Genomic DNA, 17,310 nt, shown 5'->3' on the forward strand with positions numbered 1-17,310 from the left:
TTTATTTTCCACCCTTCGAAGCAATTTTAACCAATACAAAGTTCAATAATAGAATGAATGAGAATAGAACGATACCTGTTGCAAACAGCATTTCTTGATGTGTTCCATATGCATATCCCATTTCTAACGCAATATTGGTCGTTAATGGGCGGACACTGTCTGTCAGGCTAGTCGGCAGAATTAAGCTGTTTCCGGCCACTAAAATAACGGCCATCGTTTCGCCGATTGCGCGTCCTAATCCTAAAACAATTGCTGCCATAATTCCTGATTTCGCAGCCGGGACGACAATTTTGAAAATCGTTTCTATTTGAGATGCACCAAGCGCCAACGAACCTTCACGATACGTTTTCGGCACTGCACGAATAGCCGTTTCCGCTACCGTCACAATTGTCGGAAGCATCATAATCGCTAATACGATAATTACAGCCAATAAGCTTTGTCCTTTTGCCAGTCCAAAGTTGTTTTGCAGGAAAGGAACGATAATTGCTAAACCGAATACACCATATAATACTGATGGAATACCCGCTAAAAGCTGAACAGCAGGCGAAATGATTTTCGCTACGTTTTTCGGGGCGATTTCCGCCAAGAAAATTGCTGTTAAAAGACCGATTGGCACACCAAGCACCAACGCTCCGAAAGTCGCAAACAATGAGGCGACAATCATCGGGAAGATGCCAAATTTATCTTCGCTCGGAACCCAATCCATTCCGAAAATAAAATCGATGAAACTGTAACCTTCCGAAACGAACGGTGTCGATCCTTTTACAAATACGAATCCTATAATCAAAAATAAGCTGACTACTGAAAGGAGTGCACAAATCAGAAATACCCTTTCAGATAGTTTTTCCATTATATATTTTCTTTTATTATTAGACCCTTCATTTCCAACCGTTTGTTTTTCCTTCAATGGGCTTGACATGTTGCTTTCCTCCTGTGGTTTGCACGAACAGTTTCCAAACTATCAGTTAATGCGAATTGCTCCTGTCTTAGCAACAACCGCTTGTCCGTCCTCGCTTAAAATATAATCAATAAATTTCTGCCCTTCTTCAGAAATCCCGCTCTCCTTGTAGACGAACAAGAATGGACGAGAAAGACTGTACGTTTCATTCAATACATTTTCCGCTGTGCTTTCCACACCATTAATTTTCACTGTTGAGATTGTATCATCTACATATTCGAATGAGATAAAGCCGACAGCATGTTTATTCATAGCAACTGTCGTTTTAATGTTGCCGTTTCCGCTTGCGATAATCGCTTCTCTAACCAACTCGCCTGAACTGTAACCGACAATCTCTTGGAAGGCATCACGCGAACCTGAACCATCCTCACGCGATACGACAACAATTTCCATATCTTCTCCGCCAAGCTCTTTCCAATTCGTTACTTCTCCTGTAAAGATTTGTTTCACTTGCTCCATCGTTAAATCATTAACCTTATTGCTCGGATGAGTCACAACAACTATACCGTCATAAGCAATGATAGTTTCTGTCAATCCTTCCGATTTTTCTTCTTCCTTCAAATCCCGTGACGACATGCCGATTTCCGAAACACCGCTTATGGCATTTGTGATACCGGCAGATGAACCGATTTGATTGACCTCTATTTTTACATTTTGATTTTCTTCTGAATAAGCTTCTGCTAATTTTTCTGCTAGAGGTCCTACTGATGTTGAACCCGAGACCGATATTGTTTTAGTGCTTCCGCCTGAAGATCCTGATTCACTATCCTCATTAAAACCGCATGCTGCCGTTATGCTAAGTAAAGTTAATATTAAGATTCCAGCTATTAATTTTTTTACATTGCTCATAATTTCCCCCCTAGATGAACTGCAGGATGCTTTTATTATTCCCTATAGCCTAATCATATAGCCACATCGTTAACTCACTGTTAACTGTTTGTAAATACTTTGTAAATTTTAAAATTCAGCATTTAAAAAGCACACCCCGTCTACAAGCCAAAAGGCAGGGTGTGCTTTTACATATTCCACTTCTCTAAAACCATGAAATCCTTTGTTTTTTTTATAGGTATGTTATTTTTATCTGCAAACGCCAGTAAATCTTCAATGACAATATTGGGCGAATATTTAGTAATCGAAAGACTTAAACCTTTATTTAATTTTATAATCGCACCCTTCCCTTTCCATCCGACAAGAATAAACTTAATCTCTTTTATTTGTTCAGGATCAAGTCTTTTTTTTCTAAATAATGGTCTTTTTACCTCTAAAAATGACGCATCTACCGTAAGCTCAACATTACTGATAAAAGTAATAATTAAGAAAGTACAGAGAGTTGCAATCACGTAGTATAAAAACGGTTTAGATATTCCCATTATATTAATTAAAATTACAATACTGAATATATAGACATTTAATATTAATTTACTAATAATACCTTCGCTTCTCACTTTGTATATCATCCATCCACCTCAGATACATCATATAACAAATTTTAACATATTTTCACAATATTATAAAACAGATTTTGTTTTATTCAATTCATGCAGTTTATATTTATACATCGAGATAATACCAAGAAGAGGACCAATCGCTAATAAAGTAAAAGCCCATTGCCATCCTACTGTATTTACAAGGAGCGGAATGATATTGATGGAGAAAATCGTTATTAAGAAGCCAATACACATTTGAAATGTCAGAGCTGTTCCGACATATTCAGATTCTGCCGTTTCTGAAACAGCGGCTGAAAACTGGGCGGAATCTGAAATCACAGTCATCCCCCAAATAATCGACACAAGAACAGTCAGCCAAATTGCTTGACCGAATGTAAAACCTATCAGCACCGCACAGATAGCGCTTACAAACATCGAGATGATTGTTAAGTTAGAGCGCCCGATTTTATCTGATACATATCCGCCGACGATACATCCAATTGCTCCGGCGATACCGATGCAGAGAAATGATAAAAGAGCAATGATCCACGAAGATATTTCAGGTGAAGTTAGTTTAAAACTGGCTGCAAAAAATACAGGCAACCATGTCCACATCGCGTACAATTCCCACATATGCCCGAAATAGCCATAGTTCGCTAACATTACCGGTTTGTTGTTTAACACCTTTTTAATTAACTTAAATGAGAAGATAGATCTGGTCGAAGTTTCTGGAGCGTCTGGCAAAATCCAATATACAATCGTTGCCGAAAGCCACGCCAATATAGAGCTGTATATAATGACTAGTTTCCAGTTTAGAGTAGAGAAAAACATAACTATAAAATGCGGTAAAGAGGAGCCAATTGTTAAAGCGGCAATCAAAATACCGATTGCTAACCCGCGTTTTTTGGGGAACCATTGTGATAATATTTTAACGGCCACAGGATAAACACCAGCAAGCGTGATGCCCGTTAATATTCGAAGCATAATACCGAACGTTGCCGCTTCAATAAAAATGAGTAAACCGTTAAATATTCCTCCGAAAAATGCCGAAATCGCAAATACTTTCCGTGGATTATAACGGTCTGCTATTCCTAATGAAGAACTGACAAAAGCACCAATGACAAAGCCAATTGGGACAGAGGCAGACAACCAAGCTTCTGCCTGTGGACTAATTTGCCACTCAACAATCAATTCAGAAACGATAACAGTCGCGCTGAACCACATACTTAAAGCGAATAATTGCGAAATGGCAATCCAACTTAACGCTTTCCATGAACCCCGAATCATTTTATCCCCTCTCAATCTAGAATTCTAGAGAGTTAGTATATTCGAGAATTCGTAATAAAATCCTTTTTTTAAACATTCTCTTCATTCAATAGAACAATTTGCTGTACCGCTTCATCAATATGCTCCACATCAATAATTTGAATCTTTAAGTTTTGCTCTTCTTTTACTTTTTTTGCTTCAGCAGTATTATCATGAGGAATAATGATGTAAGGGTAGCCTTCAGTCTCCGCAATTAGCAATTTCTGTTTCACTCCCCCAATCTCAAGTACATCCCCTTTGTTGCTTAAAGCACCCGTCACTCCAATCTGTATATCATTTTTCAATTGATTTTGCGAAATTAAGCCAGTCAAGGCAACTCCTAATCCTGCACTGTCTCCTGAAATATCATCTCGATTTAAAAATACGTCCAGTTGTGGCATTTCATAACCTAACAATAAACAAAGTGGAATCATCATCCCAAATATCTACCTCACAATCGCTTTCTTAGTGCAAAAAATAACTAATACCATTGAAGAAAGACATACGACCAGCAATAATATGCCAACAAATAAATAAGCGGAAATGAAATTTTGATAATACAACAATAATAAGACGAAAGTGTTGTTGCTACAATTGCGATATATTCAATCGCGTTTCTATTAATAGGTCCTCACCCTTCACTCTATGGATATAGTCAGTAAATACTATTGTATTGGCTACCAGTTAGCTCTCCAAATTCTTTGAAATGTTTAAGTTTATTTTAAATAACGGAGATAGCGAATACCTATCCCCGCTATTTTAACCTTTAGCCCTGTTCTATATCGCCTATATAACCAAATAATTTAATTAACTAACGTGCAAACTGTTTATCATACGTAAAAATATTTTTAACCTTCTCAGATGCAATACTTGATCCTCCTCGCCCTTGTACACCTTCAACCATTAAGGCCACTAAAAGGTTTGGATTTTCAGTATTATAGGCTACAAACCACCCATTCTCTGTCCCTTGCTCGCCCTGTTTTTCTTTCAATTCTGCAGTACCCGTTTTCCCTGCTATCGGATATCCTTCTACTCTCGCTGATGAATAAGCGGTACCACTTGGATTTTCTACAACTTCTTTAAGAGCTGCATTAATTCTTGCGGTTTGCTCCTCATTAATTAATGAATCGTTCCAAACCTGGTTACGCTCTTCTTCAGAAAATAATATTGGTTTAATCATTTTCCCTTGATTAACGAATGTCGTATAAATTGCAGCAAGGTGAAAAACACTCATCTCAATTTGCCCCTGACCATAGCTTGAATCAGCTAGTAATACTTCTGATTCTATTTCTCCAAAAGTGGATTTTTCAATCGGATAAGAGAATGGTATATCTTCATTAAATCCAAATTCTTTTAATCCTTCTGTGAATTTTGCTGTTCCTAATTCTAATACTTTTTGTGCAAAATAAATATTGTCAGAATACATTAATGCCTTTTCTAGATTAATTGATTCATTTGCTTCTTTTACACGGGTAACATAATAACTTCCCCATGAATCATTTTTTTGCCACTTTAATCCACTAATATTTATGCCGTCTGCCTCACTAATCGTTCCATTTTTCAAGCCAATTGCCGCTGTAATAGGTTTAAAGACAGATCCCGGTGCAAAAGTAGATTTAAATCGGTTCAACAATGGATTTTGCGTATCTTGTTCAATTTTTTCCCACTGTGAAGCTGATGCTCCTAAAGATAGGGTATTCGGATCAAAGCCCGGACTGCTTACTAAAGCATGAGTTTCCCCCGTTATTGGATGAATAGCTACTGCAGCCCCCGCTTCACCCTTAAGTTCGTTAAATATTTTGGTTTGCAATTCTCCATTAATTGTTAATTGAATATCCTCTCCGTGTATCACTTCTTTTTCAGCCAGAAGTTCCTCTGAGCCATCAGCTTTCTTGATATAAACCTTCACTCCATGCTCACCTTTTAAACGTTCTTCGAGCACTTGCTCTAACCCTCTTTTACCGATGACATCCGTAGATAAATAACCTTTACCATCACGTTTCTCAATTTCTTCGGCCGTAATTGTTCCTACGTATCCAATCAAATGCGACGCTGCCTCTCCAAAAGGATATACTCGGGCAGTAACATCTTTTTTAGTAACGGATTCTATAGCCAGCAGCTTATTCAACAACTCTTCATCCTGCACAGAAATTTTTTTTATCGGGACAAAATGCTCCGGCTGAACCCAAGAAGCATTCAGTAATTCTTCTATTCTCTCAATCCTGATATCCAATAACTCGGATAATTGATTCTTTATTTCTTCTTCATTCTCTCCCATATTGCCGGGTACAATTCCAATTTCATAAACAATCCCATTAACAGCAAGCCCTTGTCCATTCACATCAAAAATTTGCCCTCTCTCAGCTTTCGTACTGTTAATTCCGATTTTATCTTCTTCTTCAAGTTCCTTAAATATAAAAGTTGTATTCCAATTGATATACCAATCTGACTTCTCTTCTCGTTCTTCTTTTAGTAAAACGGCCTTATTGTCAAATGTAATAGGACCGGCTATAGTCTCCATTTTTACAGAAAAGTCATACTCTACTTGATCTACATTTGAATCTGACGGTTCATTAGGTTTGTTGAATGAAATTTCTAAATTTTCAACCTCTAAATCTTTGTAAATCTTAGAATATCTTTCAATAAATTCTTCTTTCTTAATTTTATCTTTGCCGTCTACCGATAAATAGTCATACATCTCTTCAAACTTTTGCTCACCCCATAATTTAACAAAACTCTCAAATCGTTCTTCAGGTATCGGCTCTTCTGAACAACTTGTTAACATTAAAATCAGAATAAAGAAAATGAAAGTAAACAAGTATCTTTTTATCATATAAATCCCCCTTATTTATATAATACCCCAAACAGTTCTTTACTCAAATAATAAAATCAGGGACTTTATACAAGCTTTCGAAAATACATAATTGTATTAACCATTAAAATCAGCGGATTATTATAAAAGGTATAGGTGACCAAATTAATGAAAATCTCTACATAAAAAAGAACTCTATTTCGTATAGAATTAGAGTTCTTAATCTTTTATAAAGCAACTTTTTCTATTTGTGCTTGTAAAAATTGATGAACACTCGCTGCCGCTTCTCTTCCTTCTTTAATTGCCCAAACTACTAAACTTTGCCCACGGCGTGCATCTCCCGCTGTGAAAACGCCCGGTACGTTAGTTTCGTATGTTTTTGCAGAAGCATGGATGCGATTGCGAATCACATCGACACCGAATTGTGCCGGAAGGGCTCTCTCAACGCCTTCAAAACCGATTGCCACAAATACATGTTGCGCCGGCCAAATGCGTTCCGTTCCTGGGAGCTCCTCGAAATATTCATAGCCTTCATCGCTGACCACTTTCTCCATCTGGATAGTGTGAAGCTCCTTCACGTGACCATTCTCATCCTTCACGATTTTCTTCGTTTGAATGCAATACTCACGAGGATCATAGCCCTTCACTTCTTTCGTCTCTTCGTAGGAATAATCGAGTGTAAACACATTCGGATCGCGCGGCCATTGCGTTTCTTCCGTACGCTCTGCCGGTAATGCCGGGTGTTTACCGAATTGATATACAGATTTGCAATTTTGGCGAATAGCTGTAGCGACACAGTCGGCACCAGTGTCACCTCCACCGATGACGATGACATCTTTGCCTTCCATATTTAACGCTTTGCCATCTTCAAAATTCGAATCAAGCAAACTTTTCGTTACATCTGTTAAATAGTCCATCGCCAAATGAATGCCTTTAGCATCGGCACCTTCCATATTTAATATTCGATGTTTTTGCGCACCTGTACATAAGATGACTGCATCATATAATGAACGTAACGCTTCCGGTTCGACATCTACTCCGATATTGACGCCGCATCGAAATTCAATGCCTTCTTTTTTCAGCAAGTTTACACGTCGTTCAATTACTTCTTTTTCAAGCTTCATATTCGGGATGCCGTACATAAGTAAGCCGCCGGGACGGTCAGCACGTTCAAAAACCGTCACTTTATGGCCGTGCTGATTCAGCTCATCTGCTGCCGCTAAGCCGGCAGGGCCGGAACCGATTATCGCTACTGTTTTACCGGAGCGACGTTGCGGTATTCTCAGAACAATCCAGCCGTTTTCAAATCCTTTGTCGATGATTGTGCGCTCAATCGACTTAATTGCAACTGCCGGTTCTGAGATTGCTAAAGTACATGAACCCTCACAAGGCGCCGGACAAACGCGCCCTGTGAACTCAGGAAAGTTATTCGTCAAATGCAGGCGATCTAAAGCTTCCTTCCATTGCCCCTTGTAAACAAGGTCATTCCACTCAGGAATCACATTGTTGATTGGGCACCCTGCCGCTCTGCCCTGAATTTCGACACCCATATGGCAAAAGGGCGTACCGCAATCCATACAACGCGCTCCTTGTGTGCGCAATGACTCATCTGACAGCCGAGAAGAATACTCTTTCCAATTGGAGATTCTTTTTTTTGCCGGTTGCTCTTGAACCTTTTCCCGTTTATACTCCATAAATCCTGTTGGTTTCCCCATCTTAGAACCCTCCTCTTTTGTTAAGATGTCGCTTCCACAAATGCCTGCATTTCCGCTTTTTCTTCTGTTAAGCCCTGCATTTTATGAAAATTAATCTTATCAATCATTTTTTGATAATCAGTCGGTACCACTTTGACAAACTGAGGCACAATTTCTTTCCAATTTCCTAAAATCTCAGCAGCTAACGAACTGTTCGTTTGTTCAGCGTGCTCCAAGATCAGCTTGCGCACTTCTGCTATTTCTTCTTTATCCTCAACCTCTGCAAATTCAATCATTTCAATATTGCACTGGGCTTTGAACGCGGCCGGATTAGAAGGCAGTACATAAGCAATACCACCGGACATACCAGCACCGAAGTTTTTGCCGACATCGCCTAAAATGACAATTCGTCCGCCCGTCATGTACTCACAGCCATGATCGCCTATACCCTCAACAACAATGTCTGCTCCTGAATTACGCACCGCAAACCGGTGTCCCGCCCGACCGTTAATAAATGCCTGACCGCTTGTAGCTCCGTATAAGCATACGTTGCCGGCAATGACATTTTTCTCATAATCGCCTTTAAAAGGAGCGATTGCTGCCACTTTTCCTCCTGACAAGCCTTTGCCGAAATAATCATTGACGTCTCCCGTTACCGTCATCGTCATTCCGCGGGGAATAAATGCGCCGAAGCTTTGGCCGGCAGATCCGTTAAATTTGAGATGAATGGTATGATCAGGCAAGCCTGATTCTCCGTATTTACGGGAAATTTCACTGCCGATTATCGTCCCCATAACACGATTAACATTTTTAATTGGGAACTCCATCGTCACTTTGCGCTGTTTCAGGATAGCTTCATCAAGATGCGGCAACAGATGGACCATATCGAAGCTTTGTTCGATGCCGTGATCCTGCTGTCTTTGCTTCGTGCGGGCTCCTTGTACTTGATGAAGCAAAGGAGTCACATCTAATTGGCTTGCCTTCCAATGATTTTTCATTTTATCGGATAGCTTCAGCACATCTGTGCGACCGACCATTTCATCGACTGTACGGAAGCCTAGTACAGACATATATTCACGCATCTCTTCTGCGACAAAACGCATATAATTGACTACATGATCAGCGCTTCCTGTAAATTTCTTTTGCAATTCCGGATTTTGTGTCGCTACGCCGACAGGACAAGTATCCATATGGCAGACACGCATCATCACGCATCCCATAACGACTAACGGAGCTGTTGCGAATGCATATTCCTCAGCACCAAGCAGCGCCGCCATGACAACATCTTTCCCGGTCATCAATTTGCCGTCCGTTTCAAGCGTCACGCGATCCCGCAAACCATTCAACATCAATGTTTGATGTGCTTCAGCAAGACCCAGTTCCCATGGAAGCCCTGTATGCTGAATAGACGTTTTTGGTGAAGCACCGGTACCGCCGTCATATCCGGAAATAACGATAACATCGGCGGCTCCTTTCGCTACGCCGGCCGCAATTGTACCTACGCCCGATTTTGAAACGAGCTTTACAGAAATTCGGGCTTTACGATTGGCATTTTTCAAATCGTGAATTAATTGAGCCATATCTTCAATTGAATAGATATCATGGTGTGGCGGCGGAGAAATCAATCCTACTCCAGGTGTCGAACCGCGCACTTCCGCTACCCACGGATATACTTTATTTCCTGGCAATTGTCCACCTTCACCTGGTTTAGCCCCTTGTGCCATCTTGATTTGTAATTCTTCCGCATTAACTAAATAGTGTGATTTCACACCAAAGCGACCAGAAGCAATTTGTTTGATAGCACTTCGGCGGTTGTCGCCATTCTCATCTAATATATAACGAGATGAGTCTTCCCCGCCCTCACCGGAATTCGAGCGCCCACCGAGACGGTTCATGGCAATCGCCAATGTTTCATGTGCCTGTTTAGAAATCGAACCGAAAGACATCGCTCCAGATTTAAAGCGTTTAACAATTGATTCAACCGGTTCAACCTCTTCTAATGGAATTCTGCGTTCAGCCTTTTTGAAGTCGAATAAGTTACGCAAAAATCCGATTTGCTCTTCATTTGCCATTTCTGCATATTGCAAATACAGTTTATAATCATTTTTACGTGTCGCCCATTGTAGTGTATGAATCGTTTTCGGATTGAAAGCATGGTGTTCGCCATTTGCGCGCCATTGGAATTGAGATCCGGATTCCAGCTCGCTGTTCAATGACTCGACAGCCTGTCGGTGGCGTCGTTTCGCTTCTTCAGCAATTGTATCCAAACCGATTCCGTCAATTTGCGATGTCGTGCCTGTGAAGTGCTCCTCAACAACGGCTTTACTGATTCCTACTGCTTCAAATACTTGCGCTCCTCTATATGACTGAACAGTGGAAATACCCATTTTTGACATTACTTTGACAACGCCTTCTGCAATCCCTTTGCGGAATTTGTTGACTGCTAATGGATAGTCCATATTTAAATGGTTCTTTTCGATCGCTTCCTGAATTGTTGCGTATGCTAAGTATGGATTAATGGCATCCGCGCCAAAACTGATTAAAGCAGCAAAGTGATGAACTTCTCTCGCCTCTGCACTATTGACAATCAAACTTGCCTTTGTGCGTAAACCTTCGCGAATCAAGTGTTGATGCAAACTGCTGACAGCAAGCAACATCGGCACTGTCGGCATGCTTGTATCTTCACTGTTATCACAAAGCATGATTAACGTAAAGCCATCTTCAATCGCTTTAACTGTCTGTTTGCGGATTCGCACCAATTCCGTTTCTAGGGTGTCTTTCAATTCAAGCGAGATTGTTGTCGCTTGGAAATCTTTTTCGTAATTATATAGAAGCTGGTTATATTCACCGTTCGTCAAAATCGGCGTCTCCAAAAAGATGCGGCGGGCATTTAATTCATTCGGATGCAACAAATTGCCTTCCTTGCCGAGCATCGTCATTGTAGATGTCACGACATGCTCACGAATAGCATCAATCGGCGGGTTCGTTACTTGAGCAAACAGCTGCTTAAAATAATTGAATAATGATTGCGGACGGTCAGACAAAACAGCAAGCGGTGTATCATTCCCCATTGAACCGAGCGGATCTTTACCTTCAGCCGCTAACGGAACAAGATTTTTTTTGATGTCTTCGTACGTATAGCCATATATTTTTTGACGCAATGACAAATCATCCAACACAACAGCTTCTTCCTGTTCTGCTTCCAGTCTTACCATATTATCATCCAGCCATTTCTGATAAGGCTGTTCGGCAGTCATTTCTGCCTTCAACTCGTCATCAGAGATGATTTTGCCTTTTTCAATATCAATTAACAGCATATTGCCCGGACTTAAGTAGTCTTTCAATACGACATCTTCATCACGGACATCAATCACACCTGTTTCTGAAGAAAAAATAACATGATCATCTTTCGTTACATACAAACGCCCCGGACGTAAACCATTACGGTCCAGAATGGCACCAATTTGCTTCCCGTCTGTGAAACAAATCGCTGAAGGACCATCCCACGGTTCCATCATACTGGCATGATATTGATAAAACGCTTTCCTTTCCTGAGATATTCGAGGATTTTCCGTCCACGGCTCAGGTATAAGCATCATAGCAGCATGCGCCGGTGTCCGGCCTGATAACACAAAAAACTCAAAAGCATTATCAAGCATTGATGAATCTGAACCGGTTGTATCAATAATAGGCAGAATTTTCTGCAAATCATCTCCGAACGCTTCCGATACAAACTGTTGCTCACGAGCGCGCATCCAATTTATATTGCCTCGTAAAGTATTGATTTCACCATTATGAATGATGTAGCGATTCGGGTGCGCACGTTTCCAAGAAGGAAATGTGTTTGTTGAATAGCGGGAATGAACAAGCGCAAACGCCGATACAAATCGCTCATCTTGAAGGTCCTTATAGAAGCTGCTCACTTCTTCCGGCGCCAACAAACCTTTGAATACCATTGTCTGACTCGAAAAGCTCGGACAATAAAATTCAAAACCTTGTTTTTCTGTCCAATGCTCTAACTGCTTGCGGATTACATACAGTTTACGTTCAAAAGCCAGTCGGTCAGAGGCATTTTTACGGACGAATACTTGGCGGACAACCGGTGCAGTAGAGCCGGAAATATCGCTTAGTCCATCTTTATTCGTCGGAGCCGTACGCCAGCCGATTAACATCTGGTTTTCCTCTTCAATCAACTCGTTCATTTTCGCCTCAATTGCAAAACGCTCTTCATCGTTGTCTGTGAAAAATAATTGTCCGACTCCATACTCCCCTGTTTCAGGCAGTTGCAGTTCTGGACAAGTAATCCGATAAAATGCATCAGGAATTTGTACCATGATACCTGCGCCGTCACCCGTTCCGTCTCCACCGCGTCCGGCACGGTGCTCAAGACGGCAAAGCATTTCCAAACCGTTCTTCACGATCTCATGTGATGGGATTCCTTTAAAATTGACGTACATACCAATCCCGCACGCATCTTTTTCAAAATCCGGCGAATATAGTCCCTGCGCTTTTGGATATTGATGAAAGTTCATATCTATTCCTCCAAATCTATCATAGCTTATTTACATTTTAGAATTTTCACACTAATATAAACAATATATAAATTAGAAGGAATTAATCTAATTATTAGATGAATGGAGGAAAAACATTGGAATTACGGCAATTACAATACTTTGTGGAAGTTGCAAAAAGGGAACATATTTCTCAAGCAGCTGACAATTTGAATGTCGCTCAATCAGCTGTGAGCCGTCAAATCTCAAATCTGGAGGCGGAATTGGGAACGCCTCTTTTCGAGCGAGTCGGCAGAAACGTTAGGCTGACACCGATCGGAAAAATCTTTTTGGAGCATACCGTTACCGCTTTAAAAGCAATCGATTTTGCCGCTAAGCAAGTAGAAGAATATTTGAACCCGGAAAAAGGAATCATTAAGATTGGTTTCCCGACCAGTTTGGCCAGCTATGTCTTACCGAATGTCATATCGGCTTTCAAAAAGGAATTTCCCGATATTTCATTCCATTTAAGACAAGGATCGTACAAGTACTTAATTGAGGCGGTAAAAAACCGAGAGTTGAATCTCGCTTTTCTGGGACCGCTTCCGCCTAAAGATGAAGCGATTATTCCAACAGTACTGTTCAGCGAGAAGTTTTATGCCCTGCTTCCTGCTAATCATCCGCTCACAAACAATAGCCAGCTATATTTAGTCGATTTTCGGGATGAAGATTTTGTTTTGTTTCCTGAAGGTTACATTCTCAATAAAGTAGCAGTCGATGCTTGCAGAGCTGCAGGATTTATTCCTAAGATCAATTCGGAAGGCGAAGATATGGATGCTCTTAAAGGGCTGGTATCAGCAGGGATCGGCATTACTTTACTCCCGGAAAGCTCATTATACGATTCGATGCCGCGGTATACGGTAAAGATACCGATCGCCTCACCTGCGATTACGCGAACTGTAGGCATCATTTCACCGTCAAACCGGGATATCTCTCCATCTGAGCAAGTGTTTTTGAATTTTGTTAAAGAATTTTTCTACAAATTGGCCAAGTTCGGCTAACAGACTTAGGTTTTCCAAGTCTTTACTAAAGTTAAAACAATTGAAAATATCATTTGTTACATTGCAAAAAGACGAAATCAATAGGATTTCGCCTTTTTTAATATTATCGGAAAAAGATTAATAGCAGCGTACCGACAATAAAGCAGTAATATGAGAAATATACTAACTTGCCGTTTTTCATAATGCCCATAAACCATCTCATTGCGAAGTAAGTCATCAGCAATGTTGCAATGAAAGCAGCTGCATAAGGAACCGCTAAGTCCGCCTTATTCGGCTCTCCCAAGAAGTCGGAAATACCTAAAACAACCCCGCCTAAACTGACCGGGATATATAGCATGAACGAAAAACGCAAAGCTGTCTCCTGATTCATTCCGACAGCCAAAGCTGAAATAATTGTTGCACCTGAACGGCTAATTCCCGGTGTCAAAGCGACCGCTTGTCCCAGGCCAACAATAACCGCATCCTTCGTCGTTAAATCGCCATCGCGCTTCGTGCCGCGAATATTGCGAATTAGCCAAAGAGCAATACCTGTTACAAATAACGTAATCGCAATCGTAGTCATGCTTGTGCTATCAGCGATGAAATCACTAAGCAATACCCCGAGTACGCCGGCAGGAATCGAACCGATTACAACAAACATAGCAAACCTAAAATCTGCTAAATATTGTTGCTCCCGAGTTTTAATATATTTCAATGTGTTCACGATTAAGCGACTGATATCTTGACGATAAATAAATAGAATCGCCACTAAAGACGCTGTATTAGTTAAAATCGCAAATGTAAATCCTTGCTCCCCTACACCAAGTATATTACTGGCAATCATTACATGCCCGCTTGATGATACAGGAATCGGCTCTGTAAAGCCTTGAACCAAGCCTATGATAATCATTTTAATCATAAGCAAAAAATCGAAGTTTTCCATTCCATCCACCCTTTATTATAGCCTGCAATCTATATCATAAGTTTGCTTTCGGTTAAGCAAACATTATTAATTATACAGTACTATTATTGAAATTGCGAAAAAACTTAGAAAAACCGTCACCGGTCCTTTTTCATTTTTGATTTCACTTCTTGATTTAACTTCAATGAAAAAGGAGGCATGCGGGAGGACTAAGACGAACCGCACGAGAAACCCGTTTTTGGTTTCTTGGGTGGGATGGCTTAGGACCAAGCATGGCAGGTGTAAGGTTAGACAGTTATCCAGGTACAAATTATATGCTTTCTTATCTTTTCAGAAAACCGTCATCGGTCCTTTGGATAATAATGCACTTACATAAAAAAAGAGCCTGTCAATGAGCTTATATTGCTCTTTGAAAGACTCTCATATATTTTCTTTAATCATTATATAGTTTTTCTCCTGCCATTACTTCGATCAGGCTGCGAAACATTCCCCATTCTTCAGGAAAATCATTAATACCAGCTTTACTGATTGGATCATCATCGTCTGTCATAATTTCAACTTGCCACTGTGTTCCTTCTGTTGCTGATGAACGACGATAAGCAGCATCCCAATTCAAAAGATGAACCCGTTTGAGCTGTTGAACAAAATTGCCGGCGGTTTGTCTGCTAATTGGCTTTATTTTCTCACCTAATGATATTTCGTACAAATGCTCCCATGACAGTTGCAAATCTTCCATATCAATATTTATATGATAAAAGTCTTTATACACTTGACCGTAAGAAACTTTGACTGCTTTAATTTTGTTGTACGTAAAATCAATCACTTGTTGTTTCGTCCATTCGAAATGACAATCTCTGCAATAATAATCCGGGCTATTCCCTGGATACTGGAGACAGCCTCCCAATTTCACCTTACCTTCTTCCGCTTCAAGAAAAAGCTCATACGTCGGAAGGCCATACACAAATTCTATTGTATTATTCGAGCCGCAGTTCGGACATGTTCCATAATGAATCCCCTTCTTTGCCACCTCTTTTCACTTTTCGAAAACATCGTGAATTAATTGATTGTATTCAAGCCAAGCAAGTGTATCTTCGAATTCTTTCAATTTATCGCAAACAGAGCGATGATACCATCCGTGCGCGTTTTTATCCTTTTGGTTAAAACGTTCCCACAACTGTTCTCCAATGGCATCATAATCTCGTTTTATCGCACGCATATTCGATAGCTTATCGCCGAGCGTTATCATTTTTGCCTCGATTGGAGAATCTCCTAAATGGTCGATAAACTCTTGTTTACGTATTTTCCACGTATCAGCAGCCGGCAGATATGTGCGCTTGTTCTCTGTTTCGCATGCCACTAAATCTGCAACAACGGAACCGAATTTCTCCTCCAATTCTGCTAACGTGCAATCTGTGTCCTCCAAAATATCGTGCAACACTGACGCTGCAATGACTTTCGCATCATTTGTCAGCCCTTTGACGATATGAGCCGTTTCAATCAGATGACCAATATAAGGAATGGTTGTGCCTTTTCGAACCGCTCCTTTATGCCAGTTAGCGGCAAACTGGTAGGCAGACTCAATGAAATGCGCATCAAAATTCTCGCCGTCTTTCACGTAATCCGGAAATTCTGGGGCAATCCCTGCATTAATCAATCCGTCTATTCGCGTTTTTTCAGCATGACCAAATAAAGGATCTCTCGGGTTCAAATCATAATACCAGCAGACAGAATGGTCCTCTTGTTCATCGCCAAGTAATGGACAACACCAGCAAAAGAGCTGTTTTTCAGGCAACACTGTATTGGCGGCTCGACAATAAAGATATCCTTCCTCATCTTTACAAACTGGATGTCCGTCATATTCATATGTATACACTTTATCCTTATGACTATTAATGGTTTTCATAATATCCCCTCTTTAACTTTTTACAAAACTATTCTTTAATCCATTTCCCATCATTTTGCAGATTAAAACATAAGAAAAACCGTTACCGGTCCTTTTTCATCATGAATATGCTACTTAGACTCTCCTCGATGAAAAAGGAGACATGCGGGAACCGAAAAGCGGAAGCGGCCCGCAAGTATGGTACAGCGACTAAAAACGCTACGTCCGCATATCTTTGTCGCTGTGACTCTCGTCCCGAGAGCCTCCGACCAGCATAAGACGAATCACGTAGGAAATTGTAAAATTTCTGAAGTGATTTGGCTTATGATTTCGAGCTGTAAAATTCATCACTTGTCAGTCATGAATATTACAAGATATTCGAGGAAGCATTTCTAAATTGAAAACTGGCTGGCCGCTCAAGCTAGACAAATTCTAAGAAGGAACAGCGACTAAGAGCGCTACGTCCTGTAGCAACGTCGCTGTGATTCTCATCCTGAGAACCCCGCATGAGGAACCCGAACTTGGTTTCTTGGGAGGGGTGGGAAAAGGGTACATCGGCTAAAGGCGCCACGTCCTGCGGCAACGCCGATATGCCCTACATCCTGTAGGCCTCCGAGCATGTCAGGTATAAGGTTAGACAGCTATCTAAGATCAAAAATATATACTTTATCAATCGAGTAGGAGGGGGCGATTAACCCCCGACCTCTCACACCACCGTACGTACGGTTCCGTATACGGCGGTTCAATTAAGATAATTGACGCAAGTATTCATAACGAGCT

Annotated in this window: 12 protein-coding genes; 1 reads left to right on the plus strand and 11 read right to left on the minus strand. The window is 40.7% G+C overall.

The window, feature by feature from the left end; all coding sequences use genetic code 11:
* Position 1: 1 nt before the first annotated feature.
* From pstC to gltB, 8 genes are all read right to left on the minus strand, one after another.
* Positions 2 to 919 (minus strand): phosphate ABC transporter permease subunit PstC, encoded by a 918-nt coding sequence (gene pstC / locus IEO70_RS05360; protein WP_190997328.1) that lies wholly within the window; start codon positions 917 to 919, stop codon positions 2 to 4.
* A gap of 42 nt (positions 920 to 961) precedes the next feature.
* A complete protein-coding gene (locus IEO70_RS05365; RefSeq protein ID WP_190997329.1) occupies positions 962 to 1,807 on the minus strand; it encodes a phosphate ABC transporter substrate-binding protein in 846 nt (281 codons plus the stop codon).
* 167 nt (positions 1,808 to 1,974) lie between these two features.
* Positions 1,975 to 2,403, minus strand: coding sequence for a hypothetical protein (locus tag IEO70_RS05370; protein ID WP_190997330.1), 429 nt, complete (start codon positions 2,401 to 2,403; stop codon positions 1,975 to 1,977).
* A gap of 63 nt (positions 2,404 to 2,466) precedes the next feature.
* A complete protein-coding gene (locus IEO70_RS05375) occupies positions 2,467 to 3,672 on the minus strand; it encodes an MFS transporter (RefSeq protein ID WP_190997331.1) in 1,206 nt (401 codons plus the stop codon).
* A gap of 68 nt (positions 3,673 to 3,740) precedes the next feature.
* Positions 3,741 to 4,127, minus strand: coding sequence for a S16 family serine protease (locus IEO70_RS05380; RefSeq protein WP_190997332.1), 387 nt, complete (start codon positions 4,125 to 4,127; stop codon positions 3,741 to 3,743).
* A 374-nt stretch (positions 4,128 to 4,501) separates the two neighbouring features.
* The gene (locus tag IEO70_RS05385) at positions 4,502 to 6,523 is read right to left on the minus strand and encodes a penicillin-binding transpeptidase domain-containing protein (protein ID WP_206711504.1); all 2,022 of its coding nucleotides are present in this window, start codon (positions 6,521 to 6,523) and stop codon (positions 4,502 to 4,504) included.
* 206 nt (positions 6,524 to 6,729) lie between these two features.
* Positions 6,730 to 8,217 carry a glutamate synthase subunit beta gene (locus IEO70_RS05390; protein WP_190997333.1) on the minus strand — a complete coding sequence of 496 codons (1,488 nt, stop codon included), beginning with the start codon at positions 8,215 to 8,217 and terminating at the stop codon, positions 6,730 to 6,732.
* 20 nt (positions 8,218 to 8,237) lie between these two features.
* Complete coding sequence (gene gltB / locus IEO70_RS05395) at positions 8,238 to 12,728, minus strand: glutamate synthase large subunit (RefSeq protein WP_190997334.1); 4,491 nt, start codon at positions 12,726 to 12,728, stop codon at positions 8,238 to 8,240.
* A gap of 116 nt (positions 12,729 to 12,844) precedes the next feature.
* Here gltB and IEO70_RS05400 point away from each other — a divergent pair, with 116 nt between their 5' ends.
* Positions 12,845 to 13,747, plus strand: a complete 903-nt coding sequence (locus tag IEO70_RS05400; protein WP_190997335.1) for a LysR family transcriptional regulator — start codon at positions 12,845 to 12,847, stop codon at positions 13,745 to 13,747.
* A 103-nt stretch (positions 13,748 to 13,850) separates the two neighbouring features.
* Here IEO70_RS05400 and IEO70_RS05405 read toward each other — a convergent pair whose 3' ends face one another.
* From IEO70_RS05405 to IEO70_RS05415, 3 genes are all read right to left on the minus strand, one after another.
* Positions 13,851 to 14,669, minus strand: coding sequence for an undecaprenyl-diphosphate phosphatase (locus tag IEO70_RS05405; protein WP_190997336.1), 819 nt, complete (start codon positions 14,667 to 14,669; stop codon positions 13,851 to 13,853).
* Between the two features lie 412 nt (positions 14,670 to 15,081).
* Positions 15,082 to 15,675, minus strand: coding sequence for a hypothetical protein (locus tag IEO70_RS05410; protein ID WP_190997337.1), 594 nt, complete (start codon positions 15,673 to 15,675; stop codon positions 15,082 to 15,084).
* A gap of 6 nt (positions 15,676 to 15,681) precedes the next feature.
* Positions 15,682 to 16,551 (minus strand): HD domain-containing protein, encoded by an 870-nt coding sequence (locus IEO70_RS05415; protein ID WP_190997338.1) that lies wholly within the window; start codon positions 16,549 to 16,551, stop codon positions 15,682 to 15,684.
* Between the last annotated feature and the right edge of the window lie 759 nt (positions 16,552 to 17,310).

This window comes from Peribacillus faecalis, from assembly GCF_014712675.1.
Classification (GTDB): Bacteria; Bacillota; Bacilli; order Bacillales; family DSM-1321; genus Bacillus_AD; species Bacillus_AD faecalis.

Coding starts and splice junctions, on each gene's coding strand:
- pstC (WP_190997328.1), bottom strand. CDS start 919: ATGTCAAGCCCATTGAAGGAAAAACAAACGGTTGGAAATGAAGGGTCT.
- IEO70_RS05365 (WP_190997329.1), bottom strand. CDS start 1,807: ATGAGCAATGTAAAAAAATTAATAGCTGGAATCTTAATATTAACTTTA.
- IEO70_RS05375 (WP_190997331.1), bottom strand. CDS start 3,672: ATGATTCGGGGTTCATGGAAAGCGTTAAGTTGGATTGCCATTTCGCAA.
- IEO70_RS05380 (WP_190997332.1), bottom strand. CDS start 4,127: ATGATGATTCCACTTTGTTTATTGTTAGGTTATGAAATGCCACAACTG.
- IEO70_RS05385 (WP_206711504.1), bottom strand. CDS start 6,523: ATGATAAAAAGATACTTGTTTACTTTCATTTTCTTTATTCTGATTTTA.
- IEO70_RS05390 (WP_190997333.1), bottom strand. CDS start 8,217: ATGGGGAAACCAACAGGATTTATGGAGTATAAACGGGAAAAGGTTCAA.
- gltB (WP_190997334.1), bottom strand. CDS start 12,728: ATGAACTTTCATCAATATCCAAAAGCGCAGGGACTATATTCGCCGGAT.
- IEO70_RS05405 (WP_190997336.1), bottom strand. CDS start 14,669: ATGGAAAACTTCGATTTTTTGCTTATGATTAAAATGATTATCATAGGC.
- IEO70_RS05415 (WP_190997338.1), bottom strand. CDS start 16,551: ATGAAAACCATTAATAGTCATAAGGATAAAGTGTATACATATGAATAT.